14 protein-coding genes and 1 pseudogene are annotated in these 14,785 nt (G+C 72.3%); 6 read left to right on the top strand and 9 right to left on the bottom strand.

Translation table 11 applies throughout. From position 1 onward, the window contains the following. Positions 1–17: 17 nt before the first annotated feature. Positions 18–1,073, bottom strand: a complete 1,056-nt coding sequence (locus ACZ4WZ_RS21340) for a WD40 repeat domain-containing protein (RefSeq protein WP_467892519.1) — start codon at positions 1,071–1,073, stop codon at positions 18–20. 76 nt (positions 1,074–1,149) lie between these two features. Between ACZ4WZ_RS21340 and ACZ4WZ_RS21335 the strand changes: the two genes are divergently transcribed. Further along, positions 1,150–1,839 carry a GDSL-type esterase/lipase family protein gene (locus tag ACZ4WZ_RS21335; protein WP_467892518.1) on the top strand — a complete coding sequence of 230 codons (690 nt, stop codon included), beginning with the start codon at positions 1,150–1,152 and terminating at the stop codon, positions 1,837–1,839. Positions 1,840–1,958: 119 nt separating this feature from the next. On the opposite strand, the gene ACZ4WZ_RS21330 is transcribed toward ACZ4WZ_RS21335, so the two are convergent. Further along, a complete protein-coding gene (locus ACZ4WZ_RS21330; RefSeq protein ID WP_467892516.1) occupies positions 1,959–2,948 on the bottom strand; it encodes an aldo/keto reductase in 990 nt (329 codons plus the stop codon). A gap of 171 nt (positions 2,949–3,119) precedes the next feature. Next, positions 3,120–3,941: a MerR family transcriptional regulator gene (locus ACZ4WZ_RS21325; RefSeq protein WP_467892514.1), complete on the bottom strand. Its 822-nt coding sequence runs from the start codon at positions 3,939–3,941 to the stop codon at positions 3,120–3,122. Between the two features lie 78 nt (positions 3,942–4,019). On the opposite strand from ACZ4WZ_RS21325, the pseudogene ACZ4WZ_RS21320 reads away from it, so the two are divergent. Beyond that, positions 4,020–4,463: pseudogene (locus ACZ4WZ_RS21320) on the top strand (aldo/keto reductase); the annotation flags it as partial. Between the two features lie 242 nt (positions 4,464–4,705). Beyond that, a complete protein-coding gene (locus tag ACZ4WZ_RS21315) occupies positions 4,706–5,674 on the top strand; it encodes an MmcQ/YjbR family DNA-binding protein (RefSeq protein ID WP_467892512.1) in 969 nt (322 codons plus the stop codon). Positions 5,675–5,680: 6 nt separating this feature from the next. Here ACZ4WZ_RS21315 and ACZ4WZ_RS21310 read toward each other — a convergent pair whose 3' ends face one another. The 5 genes from ACZ4WZ_RS21310 to ACZ4WZ_RS21290 form a co-directional block, all read right to left on the bottom strand. Further along, a complete protein-coding gene (locus ACZ4WZ_RS21310) occupies positions 5,681–6,193 on the bottom strand; it encodes a YbaK/EbsC family protein (RefSeq protein WP_467892511.1) in 513 nt (170 codons plus the stop codon). Positions 6,194–6,227: 34 nt separating this feature from the next. Further along, positions 6,228–7,094, bottom strand: a complete 867-nt coding sequence (gene ddaH / locus ACZ4WZ_RS21305) for a dimethylargininase (protein ID WP_467892509.1) — start codon at positions 7,092–7,094, stop codon at positions 6,228–6,230. Positions 7,095–7,331: 237 nt separating this feature from the next. After that, entirely contained in the window at positions 7,332–7,886 is a 555-nt protein-coding gene (gene thpR / locus ACZ4WZ_RS21300; RefSeq protein WP_467892507.1) for an RNA 2',3'-cyclic phosphodiesterase, read from the bottom strand. Positions 7,887–8,089: 203 nt separating this feature from the next. After that, positions 8,090–9,451 carry an MFS transporter gene (locus ACZ4WZ_RS21295; RefSeq protein ID WP_467892505.1) on the bottom strand — a complete coding sequence of 454 codons (1,362 nt, stop codon included), beginning with the start codon at positions 9,449–9,451 and terminating at the stop codon, positions 8,090–8,092. A 25-nt stretch (positions 9,452–9,476) separates the two neighbouring features. Then, positions 9,477–9,914, bottom strand: coding sequence for a MarR family winged helix-turn-helix transcriptional regulator (locus tag ACZ4WZ_RS21290; protein WP_467892504.1), 438 nt, complete (start codon positions 9,912–9,914; stop codon positions 9,477–9,479). Between the two features lie 129 nt (positions 9,915–10,043). On the opposite strand from ACZ4WZ_RS21290, the gene ACZ4WZ_RS21285 reads away from it, so the two are divergent. Next, positions 10,044–10,226: a BrnA antitoxin family protein gene (locus tag ACZ4WZ_RS21285; protein ID WP_249767154.1), complete on the top strand. Its 183-nt coding sequence runs from the start codon at positions 10,044–10,046 to the stop codon at positions 10,224–10,226. Here the strand turns inward: ACZ4WZ_RS21285 and ACZ4WZ_RS21280 are convergent. Further along, positions 10,219–11,646, bottom strand: a complete 1,428-nt coding sequence (locus tag ACZ4WZ_RS21280; protein WP_467892502.1) for an NCS2 family permease — start codon at positions 11,644–11,646, stop codon at positions 10,219–10,221. The genes ACZ4WZ_RS21285 and ACZ4WZ_RS21280 overlap by 8 nt on opposite strands. Before the next feature lie 141 nt (positions 11,647–11,787). Here ACZ4WZ_RS21280 and ACZ4WZ_RS21275 point away from each other — a divergent pair, with 141 nt between their 5' ends. Next, positions 11,788–12,156 (top strand): DUF2530 domain-containing protein, encoded by a 369-nt coding sequence (locus tag ACZ4WZ_RS21275; RefSeq protein WP_467892500.1) that lies wholly within the window; start codon positions 11,788–11,790, stop codon positions 12,154–12,156. Positions 12,157–12,299: 143 nt separating this feature from the next. Continuing rightward, entirely contained in the window at positions 12,300–14,756 is a 2,457-nt protein-coding gene (locus ACZ4WZ_RS21270; protein WP_467892498.1) for a cation-translocating P-type ATPase, read from the top strand. Positions 14,757–14,785 lie beyond the last annotated feature (29 nt).

The raw sequence follows: 14,785 nt of genomic DNA, 5'->3' as shown, positions 1-14,785 counted from the left end.
TCAGGCCTTCGGGCCGCTCAGGCCTTCGGGCGGCGGCGGAACAGCCGCTTGCCCGCCAGGACCACCGCCGTGCCCACCGCGAGGACCAGCGCCCCCTTGGCGAAGCTGCCCGAGTCCTGCCCGGCGGGCGCGCCCTGCGCACCCCGGCCGCCGGCTCCGGCGGCCCCGCCGGAGCCCGGCCCCGCGGGCTGCTGCGGGGAGCCGGGGCGGGCCGGGTCGGACGGCCCCGCCGCCGGTGCCACCGGTACGGCCACCACCCTGCTGTTCGCGCCCTCCGCCCCGAACATCAGCGTCCGCCCGTCCGGCGCGTACGTCACGGACTCGGCCTGGCCCTGCCAGGGCGCGTCCACCCGCTCGCCCGCGCCGTCCGGGCGGCCGTCCTTCCACGCGTACGTACGGGCCGTGAAGTACCCGCGCAGCGTCAGCCGGGTCCCGTCCGGCGAGAACGCCCCGTCCGTCACCCACGGCACCTCCGCGATCCGGCGGAAGACGTTGCGTCCGTCCGCCGACAGCCGCTCGGGGCCCTCGTACAGGCCGCCGCCCTGCTCGTTCTTGCTCGCGATGTACACCCGGCCCGTCACCGGATGCACCATCAGCGCCTCCGCGTTGCGCGGCCCGTCCGCGTAGGACACCGTGAACTGCTCGGCGCTGACGGTCCGGTCGCCCAGTTCCGCCGGCTCCTGGAAGCGGTAGATCCACACGCGGTCCCAGGTGCCGTCGCGGTTGTCGCCGATGTCCCCGACGTACAGCCGCCCGTCCGGACCGAGCGAGATCGCCTCCACGTCGCGCGGGGTCCCGGTCCCCGTCAGCGTCACCCGCGCGACGGTCCTGCCGGTCGCCGAGTCCACCGCGTACACGTACGGGCCGTCGTCGCTGTCGTTGTGCGTCCAGTACACGCCCGGGTGGATCCGGCTGGCCGCGAGCCCGCTCGACTCCTTGATCCGCGGATCGGCGATGGTGAACCCGGAGGCGGTGCCGGACGCGGCGGGGGTTTCGGCCGCGGCGGCGGCCCCCGGCAGCAGGGCGAGCACGAGAGCGGCGGGAACGGCGGTCGACCGGGGCAGCAGGCGCATCCCCCAAGCCTGCCAGCCCCCCGGGGGTGTCCGGCATCACAGGGGTGCCGGCCGTGTGATCCGCGATGATGACCGGATGCGTTTCATGTTCGTCGGCGACTCCATGACCATCGGACGCGCCGGCGACTACACCTGGCGCTACCGGATGTGGCAGCACCTCGGCGCCACCCTCGGCGAGGGCTCCTTCGAGATCGTCGGCCCGCGCACCGGGCTGTACGGCACCGAGGCCGGCACCGGCTCCGGCTACGCCGCCGAAGACTTCCCCGAGCCCGCCCGCCGGCACCTCGCGGGCTGGGGCGAGGGCTGGCAGCACATGGCCCCGCTCATCGGGCCCGCCGCCGGGGACGCCCGTGCCGACGTCCTGCTCGTCTCCCTCGGCCTGATCGACCTCGGCTTCTACACCCGGGCCGACCAGACCGCCGACAACGTCCGCCGCTTCGTCGCGGCCGCCCGGGAGGCCCGCCCCGCGGTCCGGATGGTCTTCCTGCCGGTGATCCCCAACGTCCGGGCCGAGGAGGACGCCCCCTTCGCGGCGGAGGTCGCCCGGTTCAACGAGCTGCTCGCGAAGGCGGTCGCCGACCTCACCACCGACGCCTCGCCGATCCTGCTGGCCGCGCGCCCGGAGGCGTACGACATCCACCGCGACACCTACGACGGCACGCACCCCAACGCCTCGGGCGAGCACCGCCTCGCGGGCGAGTTCGCGGCCGTCCTGCACCAGGCCTGGGGCATCGGCGACCCCTACCGCCCCGCGCCGGACGCGTAACTCCCCTCCCGGGAAGGGGTCTTGCCTGGAGCGCACTCCAAGCGTCTGACGCCGGTACGGCGCTGTGGCCGCCGCCCCACTGGAGCGGGCGACGGCCGTGCTCACCAGGCCCTACTCGATCACCAGGCAAAGGCTTCCGGTGACGGCCCGGGGCCGGGGAAGATCTCGTCCAGGGCGGACAGGACCTCGTCGCCCAGCTCCAGCTCCAGGGCGCTGAGCGCGCCCGCCAGCTGCTCGGGCGTGCGGGGGCCGACGATCGGGCCCGTGACACCCGGGCGGGTGAGGAGCCAGGCCAGACCGACCTCGCCGGGGGCGAGGCCGTGCTTGTCGAGCAGGTCCTCGTACGCCTGGAGGCGCGCCCGGACCACCGGGTCGGCGAGGGTCTCCGCTGCGCGGCCCTCCGTGCGGCGCTTGCCTTCGGTCTCCTTCTTGAGGACGCCGCCGAGGAGGCCGCCGTGGAGGGGCGACCAGGGGATGACACCGAGGCCGTACTCCCGGGCCGCCGGGATGACCTCCATCTCGGCGCGCCGCTCGAAGAGGTTGTAGAGGCACTGCTCGCTGACGAGGCCGAGCGTGCCGCGCCGGGCGGCCGTCTCGTTGGCCTGGGCGATCTTGTAGCCGGGGAAGTTGGAGGAACCCGCGTAGAGGATCTTGCCCTGCTGGACCAGGACCTCGACGGCCTGCCAGATCTCCTCGAAGGGGGTCTGCCGGTCGACGTGGTGGAACTGGTACACGTCGATGTAGTCCGTGCCGAGGCGCTTCAGGCTGGCCTCGACAGCACGGCGGATGTTGAGCGCGGAGAGCTTGTCGTGGTTGGGCCAGGCCTCGCCGTCGAGGCCCATGTTCCCGTAGACCTTGGTGGCGAGGACGGTCTTGTCACGGCGGCCGTCGCCCTTGGCGAACCAAGAACCGATGATCTCCTCCGTACGGCCCTTGTTCTCACCCCACCCATACACGTTGGCCGTGTCCACGAAGTTCAGACCTGCGTCGAGCGCGGCATCCAGGATGCCGTGACTTGTCGGTTCGTCTGTCTGCGGGCCGAAGTTCATCGTGCCGAGGACGAGTCGGCTGACCTTGAGTCCGGTGCGTCCGAGCTGGGTGTACTTCATGAGGCACAAGCCAACTGCTTCGAGCCCACTCCAAGCAAGAGCCGACCACTCGGCCGGCACCGGTGAAGATCGAGCGGTCGATCACCCGGCTGTTCGGCTGCCGCCGCCTCACCGTCCGGTACGAGCGAAACGGCTCGCACTTCCCGGCCCTTCTCGGCTTGCCGTGATTGATCAGGCCCGGGTTACCGGTGCCTGCAGTTCCGTCACCCAGTCGTCACGATTTTCCGGGCACTCCAGGTTGATCTCGCGGGGGTATCCGGTCGACCGGTAACCGTTGGCTTCGATCCAGCGGGCCAGGGCCTGGGCGGTGGGGAGCACGGTGTCCATCGAGCCGCGGTGCACGATGGTCGCTGCCTGGCCGAGGGGCGGCAGGTCAAGGATCCGGAAGGTGTCGTCCTGGAGAGGAGCGGAGACCTGGACGGCGGCGTGGACGCTGATCCTGCCACCGCCCTCCGGGGCGTCCTCGTAGTACGCGATGCCGGGGCCCGTGGGGGTGATACCCGCCGATCCCAGGCGCCGGAACAGCTCGTCGTAGAGCGGCCCGATGACCGGGCCGATGTCCTCGGGCTCGAAACTCGCGGCGATTGCGGTCAGCTCCGCCACCCGGACCGTGGGGACGCTCTTGATGACGACGTCGTTCGTGGGCATGTGCCCCTCGCTCTCGATCGCTCGGAGCCTCGCCTCGACCTGGACCAGCCGTGCTCCCGCGGCAGCCACCGCGGTCTCCAGTTCGGCCCGCCGCAGCCGCAGCATGCCGCGCAGTTCCTCCAGGCTGACCCTCTCGTCCACGATGTCCTGGACCTGCTGGAGAGTGAATCCGAGGTCCTTGAGCGCGATGATCCGGTTGAGGCGGGCGAGCTGGGCAGCAGTGTAATGGCGGTAGCCGCTGGCGGGGTCGACGTGTGCCGGGCGCAGGAGTCCGGTGGCGTCGTAATGACGCAGCATCCGGACCGAGACGCGGCCATGCCGGGCGAAGTCTCCGATGGTGAACATGATGTCTCCGAGCTGACCGCCTGACACGGTGTGAGGGTCAAGAAGCTACGTGACGGGCGTAAGACGCCGGGAAATCGGGGCTCCATCGGCGCCACCGCACGGGCTGTGCCCACAAGCCTCGACATCCGCCGTGCGGTGGAGGCCGGCCTGAAGCGCCTCGGCACGGACCACATCGACGTCTACCGGTTCCACCACGTCGACCGGCGGACCCCCTTCGAGGAGATCTGGCAGGCCGCCGCGCCTCCGGGCGCTCCGCGGACGCCCTGGCCAACACCGCGGTACGGGCGCAGATCCAGGCGTACGAGGACCTCCTCGACAAGCACGGCCCGGAGCCCGGCGAGACGGCGCTGGCCTGGCTGCTGACCCGGCCCGGCGTCACCGGCCCCATCGCCGGCCCGCGCACCGCCGGGCAGCTCGAAAGCGCCCTGCGCGCTGGAACTGGAGCTGTCCGAGGAGCTGCCGCGCTCCCTCGACGAGATCTTCCCGGGACCGGGGCCCGCCCCGGAGGCCTTCGCCCGGTAACCGCCGCGCCCCCGACGGGCACCGCCCCGCCCGCGCTGCGAGCGCGGACGGGGCGGGCGGGTACGGGCGTGCGCGGGGCGGCGGGTGTACGGGCTACTGACCCACCGCGGCCGCCACCGCCACGACGACGAACATCAACACGAGCACACCGGCCATGACACGGTTCCTGGTCTTCGGGTCCACCCGTCGAGACTAACGCCCTCCCGCCCCCGCCCCCCGCCGGGGGCTGCGAGACTTCCGTCATGGTCACCGTCGAAGACGTACGGCGCCTCGCGCTCGCCCTGCCGCGCACTGAGGAGCACCTCATCCGCGACCGGGTGAAGTTCCGCATCGGCCGGATCGTCTACCTCGCCCTGTCCCGGGACGGGACCGAACTGGGCTTCGCCTTCCCCAAGGAGGAGCGGGCCGCGCTCGTCGCCTCCGAACCGGAGAAGTTCTCCCTGCCCGGCGCGGGCGACATGCGCTACCACTGGGTGCACGCCCGCATGGCCGCCCTCGACGCCGGGGAACTCGGCGAGCTCGTCACCGACGCCTGGCGGACGTGCGTACCGGCCAAGGTGGCCCGCGCGCACCAGGACGCCCTGCCGGCCGCGCCCGGACTCGACCGGCTGCGGGCCGCCGCCGCGGTGTTCGCCGGCTACCGGGCGGACCGCAGCCGGCAGACCCTGCTGGCGGCCACGGCACCCGGCATCGACCTCTCCGAAGCCGCGCACCGCACCGCCCTGCACCGCTGGCTCAACGCCTGGGGCTGCCGCATCCGCTACCCGCGCGAGGGCGAGCCCGACCCGCTGGGCGCCGGGCTCGACGCCTGGTGGGCCCAGCACGTGCTGCCCGACGCCCCGCTCGCGGCCCTGACCGACCGGGAGATCGGCGTGCTCGCCGCCGCGTACGGGGAACTGGCCGCCCTGCCGGCGGGCCGCCGCACCCTCGGGCCGACGGCCGCCGCCAAGGCCCTGTTCGCGATGCGGCCGCGCACGGTGATGCCGTGGGACGAGGCCATCGCCGTCCAGCTGCACGGCGCCCGCGACGAGCGGGCCTTCGGCCGGCACCTGCGCACCGGCCGGGCCTGGGCCAGGGCCGCGCTGGCGGCGAGCGGGCTGGAGGAGGACGTACTCACCGCCGACCTGGGCCGGCCGGGCATCAGCCTGGCCAAGCTCCTCGACGAGTACCTGTACGTCACCCTCACCCGCCGCCAGGAGAAGGACGCCTAGACCCGCCTAGACCAGCGCCGGCTCCTCGCTGATCCGGGCCGTCCTCGGCCGTACCAGCGCCCGGTAGCCGGTGGTGCGCAGCGCCACCGACACGTCGAGGCGGCCCGCGTTGAACCAGATCTCCTCGTGCTCCAGCAGCGCCGGGTCGACGACCACCTCCACGGCCGCGTCGAAGCTCACCGGCATGATCGAACCGCTGACGCAGCCCGTCAGCTCCTCGGCGACCTCGCGGACGGCGAAGGAGGCGTTCGTGCCGCCGTACTCGTCCCGTACCGCCTCCAGGTCCACTCGGCAGTGGCCCGGCACGACGGCGATCACGTAGCGGCGCTGTTTGCGTCCCAGCGCGACCCTGATGACCAGGCACTTGGCGGCCTGTTCCAGGCTGTGGCCGCGGATCAGGCTGGCGAGTTCGGTACGCCCCTCCGGGGAGTGGCGCAGCAGCCGGTAGTCGGCTCCCGCGTCGGCCAGGAGGCGGAGCAGGCGGGCGTGGCTGTCCGCGATCGCGGTCGCAGAGGTCACAACGGTCCTTTCCGGAAACTACGTCGGTGGTGACTCAGCGGTCGCGCAGCTCCAGGGTGCAGCACTTCACGCTGCCGCCCGCCTTCAGGAGTTCGGAGAGCCCGACCCCCACCGGCTCGAAGCCGTGCGCGCTGAGCTGGGCCGTCAGGCCGGTCGCCGCCTCCGGCAGCAGCACGTGGCGGCCGTCGGAGAAGGCGTTCAGCCCGAAGACCGCGGCGTCCTCGGCGGTGGCGAGGATCGCGTCGGGGAACATCGTGCGGAGCACGGCCCGGCTGCCCTCGGAGAAGGCGGCCGGGTAGTACATGACCTCGTCGTCGGAGAGCACGGCCAGGGCCGTGTCCAGGTGGTAGTACTCCGGGTCGACGAGCGTCAGGCTCGTCACCGGCAGGCCGAAGAACTCCTGGGCCTCGGCGTGCGAGCGCGGGTCGGTGCGGAAGCCGGTGCCGGCGAGCAGCCGGCGGCCGACGGTGAGGAAGTCGCCCTCGCCCTCGTTGACGTACTCGGGCCACAGCACCTCGCGGTAGCCGCGGCGCTGGAACCAGTCCAGGTACGCCGGTCCTTCGGCGGTGCGCTGCGCGTGCCGGAACCGCGCGCCGTAGACCTTGCCGTCGACGACGGTGGCGCCGTTCGCGGCGAACACCATGTCGGGCAGGCCCTCGACGGGGTCGATCTCCTCGACGGAGTGGCCCAGTTCGCGGTACAGGTCGCGCAGCCGCTCCCACTGGCGGACGGCGAGGGCGGGGTCGGTGCTGTGCTCCGGGTGCATCCAGGGATTGATCGAGTACGTGACGTCGTAGTGCCGGGGTCGGCACATCAGCAGCCTGCGGCGGGTGGCGACGCGCGCGGGGGTGGCGGGCGCGGTCGTCGTGTGCGGGGCCGTGGTCGGCTCGGTGAACGGCACGGGGACTCCTTCGAGGGTGGCCGGAGGGACTCCGGGCCGCCCCGCGGGGTGGTGGCGGGGGCGACCGGTGGTGCGGTGCGTGCGTGCGTCAGCGGGCGGCTTGCCGGATACGTGTCCGGAGCATGCCGGGATCGCCTCTACTGCTTCTGTTTCACCGGAATCCGGATTCCGCGCCCCGAAGTGCGGGCTGCCGGGGGATGAACCGTGCCCGAACGCCGGGTCGGCCCGCCCCCGGTCTCAGCCGGAGAGGGGCCAGGCCTGGACGACCTCGTAGCGGGGCTGCTCGCCGGGGACCCCGGCGGCGGGGAGGTTGCTGCGGACCAGGCTGAGGGTGTCGACCTGCCAGGGGGTGCCCTCGAAGTCGGCGAGGGCGTCGAGGCAGGGCCGCAGGTCGGCGCCGTGGCGGCCGCGCGCGAGGGTGAGGTGCGGGGTGTAGGGGCGGTGGCCCTCCATGGGGACCCCGGCGCGGCGGGCGGCGGCGTGGGCCCGCTCGGCGAGCAGCCGCAGCGCGTCGAGCCCGCCGGCGGCGCCGGTCCACAGGGCGCGGTCGCCGAAGTGGCCGATGCCGTGGAGGCGGAGCGGGAAGGGGGCGCTGCGGTGGGCCGCGCGGGCGAGGCGGGCGTACAGGTCGGGGAGGAGCGGGTCGGGGACCTCGCCCATGAAGGCGAGCGTGAAGTGCCAGGCCGCCTCGCCGGTCCACCGCAGCCCCTCGGGGTGCGGCACGTCCGCGAGCGCGGCGCGCAGTTCCGCGGCGGCGCCCGCGGGGGGCAGTACGGCGGCGAACAGTCTCACGCCCGCGACCCTATCCCCGGCGCGGCCCCCGCACCGCCCGGCGCGGCGGCGCACGCCTCCGGGTCCCGGCGGCCCCCGGCCCGGTTCGCCGGCCCGGCGCGGGGCCCGCGCGGAACGGCGTGCGGCGGGGAGGGGGCGGCCCCGCCGTCCGCCCCCGCTTCCCCGCCGGGCGGCCCCGGGGTGCCGGTCCGCCCGGCCGCGGCTCAGGCGGCGGTGGCCAGCTCGCGGCGGGGGGACGGGACGAAGGCGATGCCGCGGCGGTTCACGCTCAGGCGGAGGTTGCCCACGCGGGAGAGGACCACCGCGACGCCGACCGCCGCCACGAGGGAGATCAGGCCGCCGGAGGCCATGCCGAGGCGGGCTCCGTAGGTGTCCGTGATCCATCCCACCAGCGGGGCGCCGACGGGCGTGCCGCCGGTGAAGACCATCATGTACAGGGCCATCACCCGGCCCCGCATCTCGGGGCCGGTGGCCGTCTGGACGCTGGAGTTCGCCACGACGTTGACGGTCAGGCCGAACATCCCGATCGGCACCAGGAGCGCCGCGAACAGCCAGAAGCCGGGCGCGAACGCGGTGACCAGGAGCAGCACCGAGAACAGCACCGCCGCCGTCACCAGCAGCCGCAGCCGGGAGGGTCCCCGGCGGGCCGCCAGCAGGGCACCGGCGAGGGAGCCGGCCGCGATGAGGGTGTTGAACAGCCCGTACGTGCCCGCGTCCCCGTGGAAGACGTCGTCGACGAAGGCCGACAGCCAGATCGGGAAGTTGAACCCGAAGGTGCCGATGAATCCGACGAGCACGATCGGCCAGACCAGCTCGGGCCGGCCCGCGACGTACCGCAGGCCTTCGCGCAGCTGTCCCTTGGCGCGCGGCTGCGGAGTGACGGGGCGCAGTTCGTGGGTGCGCATCAGCAGCAGGCCCGCGAGGGGTGCGGCGAAGGACAGGCCGTTCAGCAGGAAGGCCCAGCCGGAGCCGACGGCGGTGATGAGCACGCCGGCGATCGCCGGGCCGACCAGCCGCGCGGACTGGAAGTTCGCCGAGTTCAGGCTGACGGCGTTGGCGAGCTGCTCGGGTCCGACCATCTCGGAGACGAACGTCTGCCGGGCCGGGTTGTCCACGACGGTGACCAGGCCGGTCAGGAAGGCCGCGAGGTAGACGTGCCACACCTGGACGTGTCCGGCCAGGGTCAGCGCGGCGAGTGCGACGCCGGTGAGGCCCATCGCGCTCTGGGTGAGGAGCAGCAGCGGCCGCTTGGGCAGCCGGTCGGCGAGTACGCCTCCGTAGAGCCCGAACAGCAGCATCGGCAGGAACTGCAGGGCGATGGTGATGCCGACGGCCGAGGCGGAGCCGGTCAGGGAGAGGACCAGCCAGTCCTGCGCGATGCGCTGCATCCAGGTGCCGGTGTTCGAGACGATCTGGCCGGTGGCGAAGAGCCGGTAGTTGCGGACTTTCAGCGAGCTGAACGTTCCCCGGCCGCCGCCGGGGGGTGTCCCCGGGCGGCCGCCCGGGGTGCGCGTAGTGGTGGATGTATGGCCGGGTGCGGAGTCTGCTCCGGTTCCCGTACTCAAAAGCGGTCGCCTCCTGGCGTCGTTCCTATAGGTGGGCGAGCTTCTCCAGGACGGGTGCGGCCGCGCGGAGCTTGGCCCATTCGTCCTCGGTGAGCTCGGCCGCGAGCCCGGCCAGGAAGGCGTTGCGCTTGCGACGGCTCTCTTCGAGCATCGCCTCGGCCTCCTGGGTCTGGCGGACCACCTTCTGGCGGCGGTCCTCGGGGTGCGGCTCCAGCGTGACCAGTCCCTTGGCTTCCAGCAGCGCGACGATGCGTGTCATCGACGGGGGCTGGACGTGTTCGCGCCGGGCCAGCTCACCGGGGGTGGCGTGGCCGCAGCGGGCGAGGGTGCCGAGCACCGACATCTCGGTCGGGCTGAGCGATTCGTCGACGCGCTGGTGCTTCAGGCGCCGGCCCAGCCGCATCACGGCGGAGCGCAGATCGTTCACGGCGGCGGCGTCGTCGCCATGGGAGAGGTCATGCATGTATTTAGAATAACTCATTACTCTGTCTAAGGAAAAACGGTGTGAGGGATCCCGCCCCCTCACTCATACGGGTGAGAGGGTGGCGGAAAGTGACTCGCGTCCGCACGGTCTGGCCCGACTCTTTCGGGCATGGGGACACATGTGCTGAGCATGCGCATAGACGGGGAGCTGCTGGACCGGCTCCGGCACCATGCCGCCAAACGCGGAATGAGCGTCCAGGACTATGTCGTCCGGACGCTCATTCGCGATGACTTCGACGAGCGGTTCAAGGCCGCCGTCGACGAGACGGAGAAGTTCTACGGCCTTACGTGAGGCCGAGGGCGGGCATCGCGTAGTAGAAGACGAAGACCGCCGAGACGGCGTACATGGCGGCCGGGACCTCGCGGCCGCGGCCCGTGGCCAGGCGCAGCACGCAGAAGCTGACGAAGCCGATGCCGATGCCGTTGGTGATCGAGTAGGTGAACGGCATCATCACCATGGCCATGAATGCCGGGACGGCGATGGTGAAGTCGCTCCAGTCGATGTCCCGGACCGAGCCCGCCAGGATCAGGAAGCCGACCGCCACGAGGGCGGGGGTGGCGGCCTGTGAGGGGACCATCGTGGCGAGCGGGGTCAGGAAGAGCGAGACGGTGAAGAGGCCGCCGGTCACCACGTTGGCCAGGCCCGTGCGGGCGCCCTCGCCGACGCCCGCCGTGGACTCCACGAAGCAGGTGGTGGCGGAGGAGGAGGTCGCGCCGCCGGAGGCGACGGCCAGGCCGTCGACCAGCAGGACCCGGTTGATGCCGGGGAAGGTGCCGTCCGGCTTCGTCAGCTTGGCCTCGTCGCCGACGCCGAGGATGGTGCCCATCGCGTCGAAGAAGCAGGACAGCAGCACGGTGAAGACGAACAGGATGCCCGTGAGCAGGCCGACCTTCCCGAAGCCGCCGAAGAGGCTGACCTGTCCGACGAGCCCGAAGTCGGGTGCGGCCACCGGGTTGCCCGGCCACTGCGGCACGGTCAGGCCCCAGGCCAGGTCGGGGAGGTCGGCGACCAGCTGCACGACGACCGCGATCACGGTCATGACCACGATCGAGATCAGGATGGCGCCGGGCGTCTTGCGGATCAGCAGGGCGAGCGTGAGCAGCACGCCGATCACGAAGACCAGGACCGGCCAGCCGTGCAGGTGGCCGTTGCCGCCGAGCTGGAGCGGGACCGTGGTGTGCGCGGCGTCCGGGATGCGGGTGACGAAGCCGGAGTCGACGAGGCCGATCAGCATGATGAAGAGGCCGATGCCGATGGCGATGCCCTTGCGCAGGCCCAGCGGGACGGCGTTCATCACCCGCTCGCGCAGGCCGGTGGCGACCAGCAGCATCACCACGAAGCCGGCCAGTACGACCATGCCCATGGCGTCGGGCCAGCTCATGCGCGGGGCGAGCTGGAGGGCCACGACGGTGTTGACGCCGAGGCCGGCCGCCAGTGCGATCGGGACGTTGCCGATCACACCCATGAGGAGGGTGGAGAAGGCGGCCGTCAGGACGGTGGCGGTGACGAGCTGGCCGCCGTCGAGCTGGTGCCCGTACATGTCCTTCGCGCTGCCCAGGATGATCGGGTTCAGCACGATGATGTAGGCCATCGCGAAGAAGGTGGCGAAGCCGCCCCGGACCTCGCGTGCGACGGTCGAGCCGCGCTCGGAGATCTTGAAGTACCGGTCCAGGCCGGTGGTGGGGGCCGCGGCGGGTGCCGAGGTGCTCATGCGGTCCTCAAACGGTTCTCTATTGGGCGGTTCATACGAACGAATCCGGTCGCAGACAAACCGTTTCAGTATGAACACATGAACGAAGCCCAGTCCATCTCCGCGCGTAGACCCCAAAACGCGCCACCTAGACTGGGCGCCATGGCGAAGTGGACTGCGAAGCACGAGGCGCCCGAGCCCCTGGAGGGCCCGGTTGTCGCCACCATCACCGGCGGCACGATCCTCTGGTTCGCCCTGTTCCTCGTCCAGCTGCCCTTCTACGGGTGGTTCGCCGACCGCGACCTGCTGTGGTGGGTGTGGACCTGCGCCGCCGGCGGCGGCCTCGGCCTGATCGGGATCTGGTACGTGCGCGGCCGCGACGCCGCGCTCCGCGCCCACGCGGCGGAGCGGGCCGCCCGCGCCGACGGCGGGGCGGACGCGGCGCCCGGAGCCCGGCGTGCGGACGGTGCCGCCGGGCCCGGCGGGCCCGGGGAGGCCGGACCCGCGGCGCGGCCGGGAAACGGCGCCTGACGGGCCGGCCACGGGCCGACTGCGGGGGCCGACTGCGGGCCGGCCAACGGGGGCCGACCACGGGACGATCCGGGTCATCCTGAAGTCGGATCTTCCGCCCGCTCGGCGGGTGAAGCGTTCGAACCGCCTTTACCGTCGAAAGCATGACGCAGCGGGCGAGGATCGACCACGACGGGCCGGAACGGGCCGGCGGCGCCGCCATCGACGCGGGAGCCGAGCTCGACCCCGTACACCCGGTGAAACCCCCCGCCCCCCGGTTCAGGCCGGGCGGCCTCACCACCGCCGAAGTGGCCGAACGCGTAGCGCGCGGCGACGTCAACGACGTCCCCGTCCGCTCCTCCCGCTCCACCGCCGACATCGTCCGGGCCAACGTCTTCACCCGCTTCAACGCCATCATCGGCATCCTGTGGGTGATCATGCTGATCGTCGCGCCCATCCAGGACAGCCTCTTCGGCTTCGTGATCATCGCGAACACCGGCATCGGCATCATCCAGGAACTGCGCGCCAAGAAGACCCTCGACAGCCTCGCCGTCATCGGCGAGGCCAAACCGAGCGTGCGCCGCGACGGCACCACCGCCGAGGTCTCCACCTCCGAGATCGTCCTCGACGACGTCATCGAACTCGGCCCCGGCGACAAGGTCGTCGTCGACGGCGCCGTCGGCGAGGCCGACGGGCTGGAGATCGACGAATCCCTCCTCACCGGCGAGGCCGACCCCGTCCTGAAGAAGCCCGGCGACCAGGTCATGTCCGGCTCCTTCGTGGTGGCCGGCGGCGGCGCCTTCACCGCCACCAAGGTCGGCCGCGAGGCCTACGCCGCCCAGCTGGCCGAAGAGGCCTCGCGCTTCACGCTCGTCCACTCCGAGCTGCGCTCCGGGATCTCCACCATCCTCAAGTACGTCACCTGGATGATGATCCCGACCTCCATCGGCCTGATCATCAGCCAGCTCGTCGTCAAGGACTCCAACCTCAAGGACTCCATCGCCCGCACCGTCGGCGGCATCGTCCCGATGATCCCCGAGGGGCTCGTCCTCCTCACCTCCGTCGCCTTCGCCATCGGCGTCATCCGGCTCGGCCGCAAACAGTGCCTCGTCCAGGAGCTGCCCGCCATCGAGGGCCTCGCCCGCGTCGACGTCGTCTGCCTCGACAAGACCGGCACCCTCACCGAGGGCGGCATGGACGTCACCGAGCTGCGGCCGCTCGGCGGCGCGGAACCGGAGTACGTCAAGAAGGTCCTCGGCGCCCTCGGCGAATCCGACCCCCGCCCCAACGCCAGCCTCCAGGCCGTCATCGACGCCTACCCCGACAGCGCCGAATGGCGCTGCACGGAGTCCCTGCCCTTCTCCTCGGCCCGCAAGTACAGCGGCGCCAGCTTCAGCGAGGGCGACGGCGAGAACAACACCTGGCTGCTCGGCGCCCCCGACGTGCTCCTGCCCGCCGGGGACCCGGCGCTCGACGAGATCGACGGCCTCAACGAACAGGGACTGCGGGTCCTGCTGCTGGCCCGCTCCGAGCGCGAGCTCGACGACCCCGCCGTCACCACCGGTGTGCGGCCCACCGCCCTCGTCGTCCTGGAACAGCGGCTGCGCCCCGACGCCGCCGACACCCTGCGCTACTTCGAGGACCAGAAGGTCAAGGCGAAGGTCATCTCCGGTGACAACGCCGTCTCCGTCGGCGCGGTCGCCGGCAAGCTCGGCCTGCCCGGCGCGCAGAACACCGTCGACGCCCGCGAGCTGCCCGCCGAACGGACCGAGATGGCCGAGGCCCTCGACGGGAACTCGGTCTTCGGCCGCGTCACCCCGCAGCAGAAGCGGGACATGGTCGGCGCCCTCCAGTCCCACGGCCACACCGTCGCCATGACCGGCGACGGCGTCAACGACGTCCTCGCCCTCAAGGACGCCGACATCGGCGTGAGCATGGGCTCGGGCTCGGAGGCGACCCGGGCCGTGGCCCAGATCGTGCTGCTCGACAACAGCTTCGCCACCCTCCCCTCGGTGGTCGCCGAGGGGAGGCGGGTCATCGGCAACATCACCCGGGTCGCGACCCTCTTCCTGACCAAGACGGTCTACTCGGTGCTGCTGGCGATCCTCGTGGTCTGCTCGCAGGTCGAGTACCCCTTCCTGCCGCGCCACCTCACCCTGCTGTCCACCCTCACCATCGGCATCCCGGCCTTCTTCCTGGCCCTCGCCCCGAACAAGGAGCGCGCGAAGCCGCACTTCGTGAAGCGGGTGATGCGCTACGCGATCCCCGGCGGCGCCATCGCCGCCGTGGCCACCTTCCTCACGTACGTGATCGCCCGCGCCCACTACAGCGGCCCGGACGCCCTCAAGGCCGAGACCAGCGCGGCGACGCTGGCCCTGTTCCTGACCTCGATGTGGGTCCTGGCGATCATCGCCCGCCCGTACACGTGGTGGCGGGCGGCCCTGGTCGGCGCGATGGGAGCGGCCTTCCTCGTCGTCCTCGTCGTGCCGTGGCTCCAGGAGTTCTTCCAGCTCAAGCTGGAGGGCGTGACCATGCCGTGGATCGCGGTGGCGGTCGCGGCGGCGGCCGCCGCGCTGATCGAGTTCGCCTTCCGCTGGGTGGACCGGCGGTTCCCGGCGTAGGGGGGCGGGCGGCGGATTGACCCTTCCGG

Source organism: Streptomyces sp. NPDC029122 (assembly GCF_055569445.1).
The sequence above is the reverse complement of the archived record's forward strand: the minus strand, read 5'-3'. Positions and strand labels throughout refer to the sequence as shown.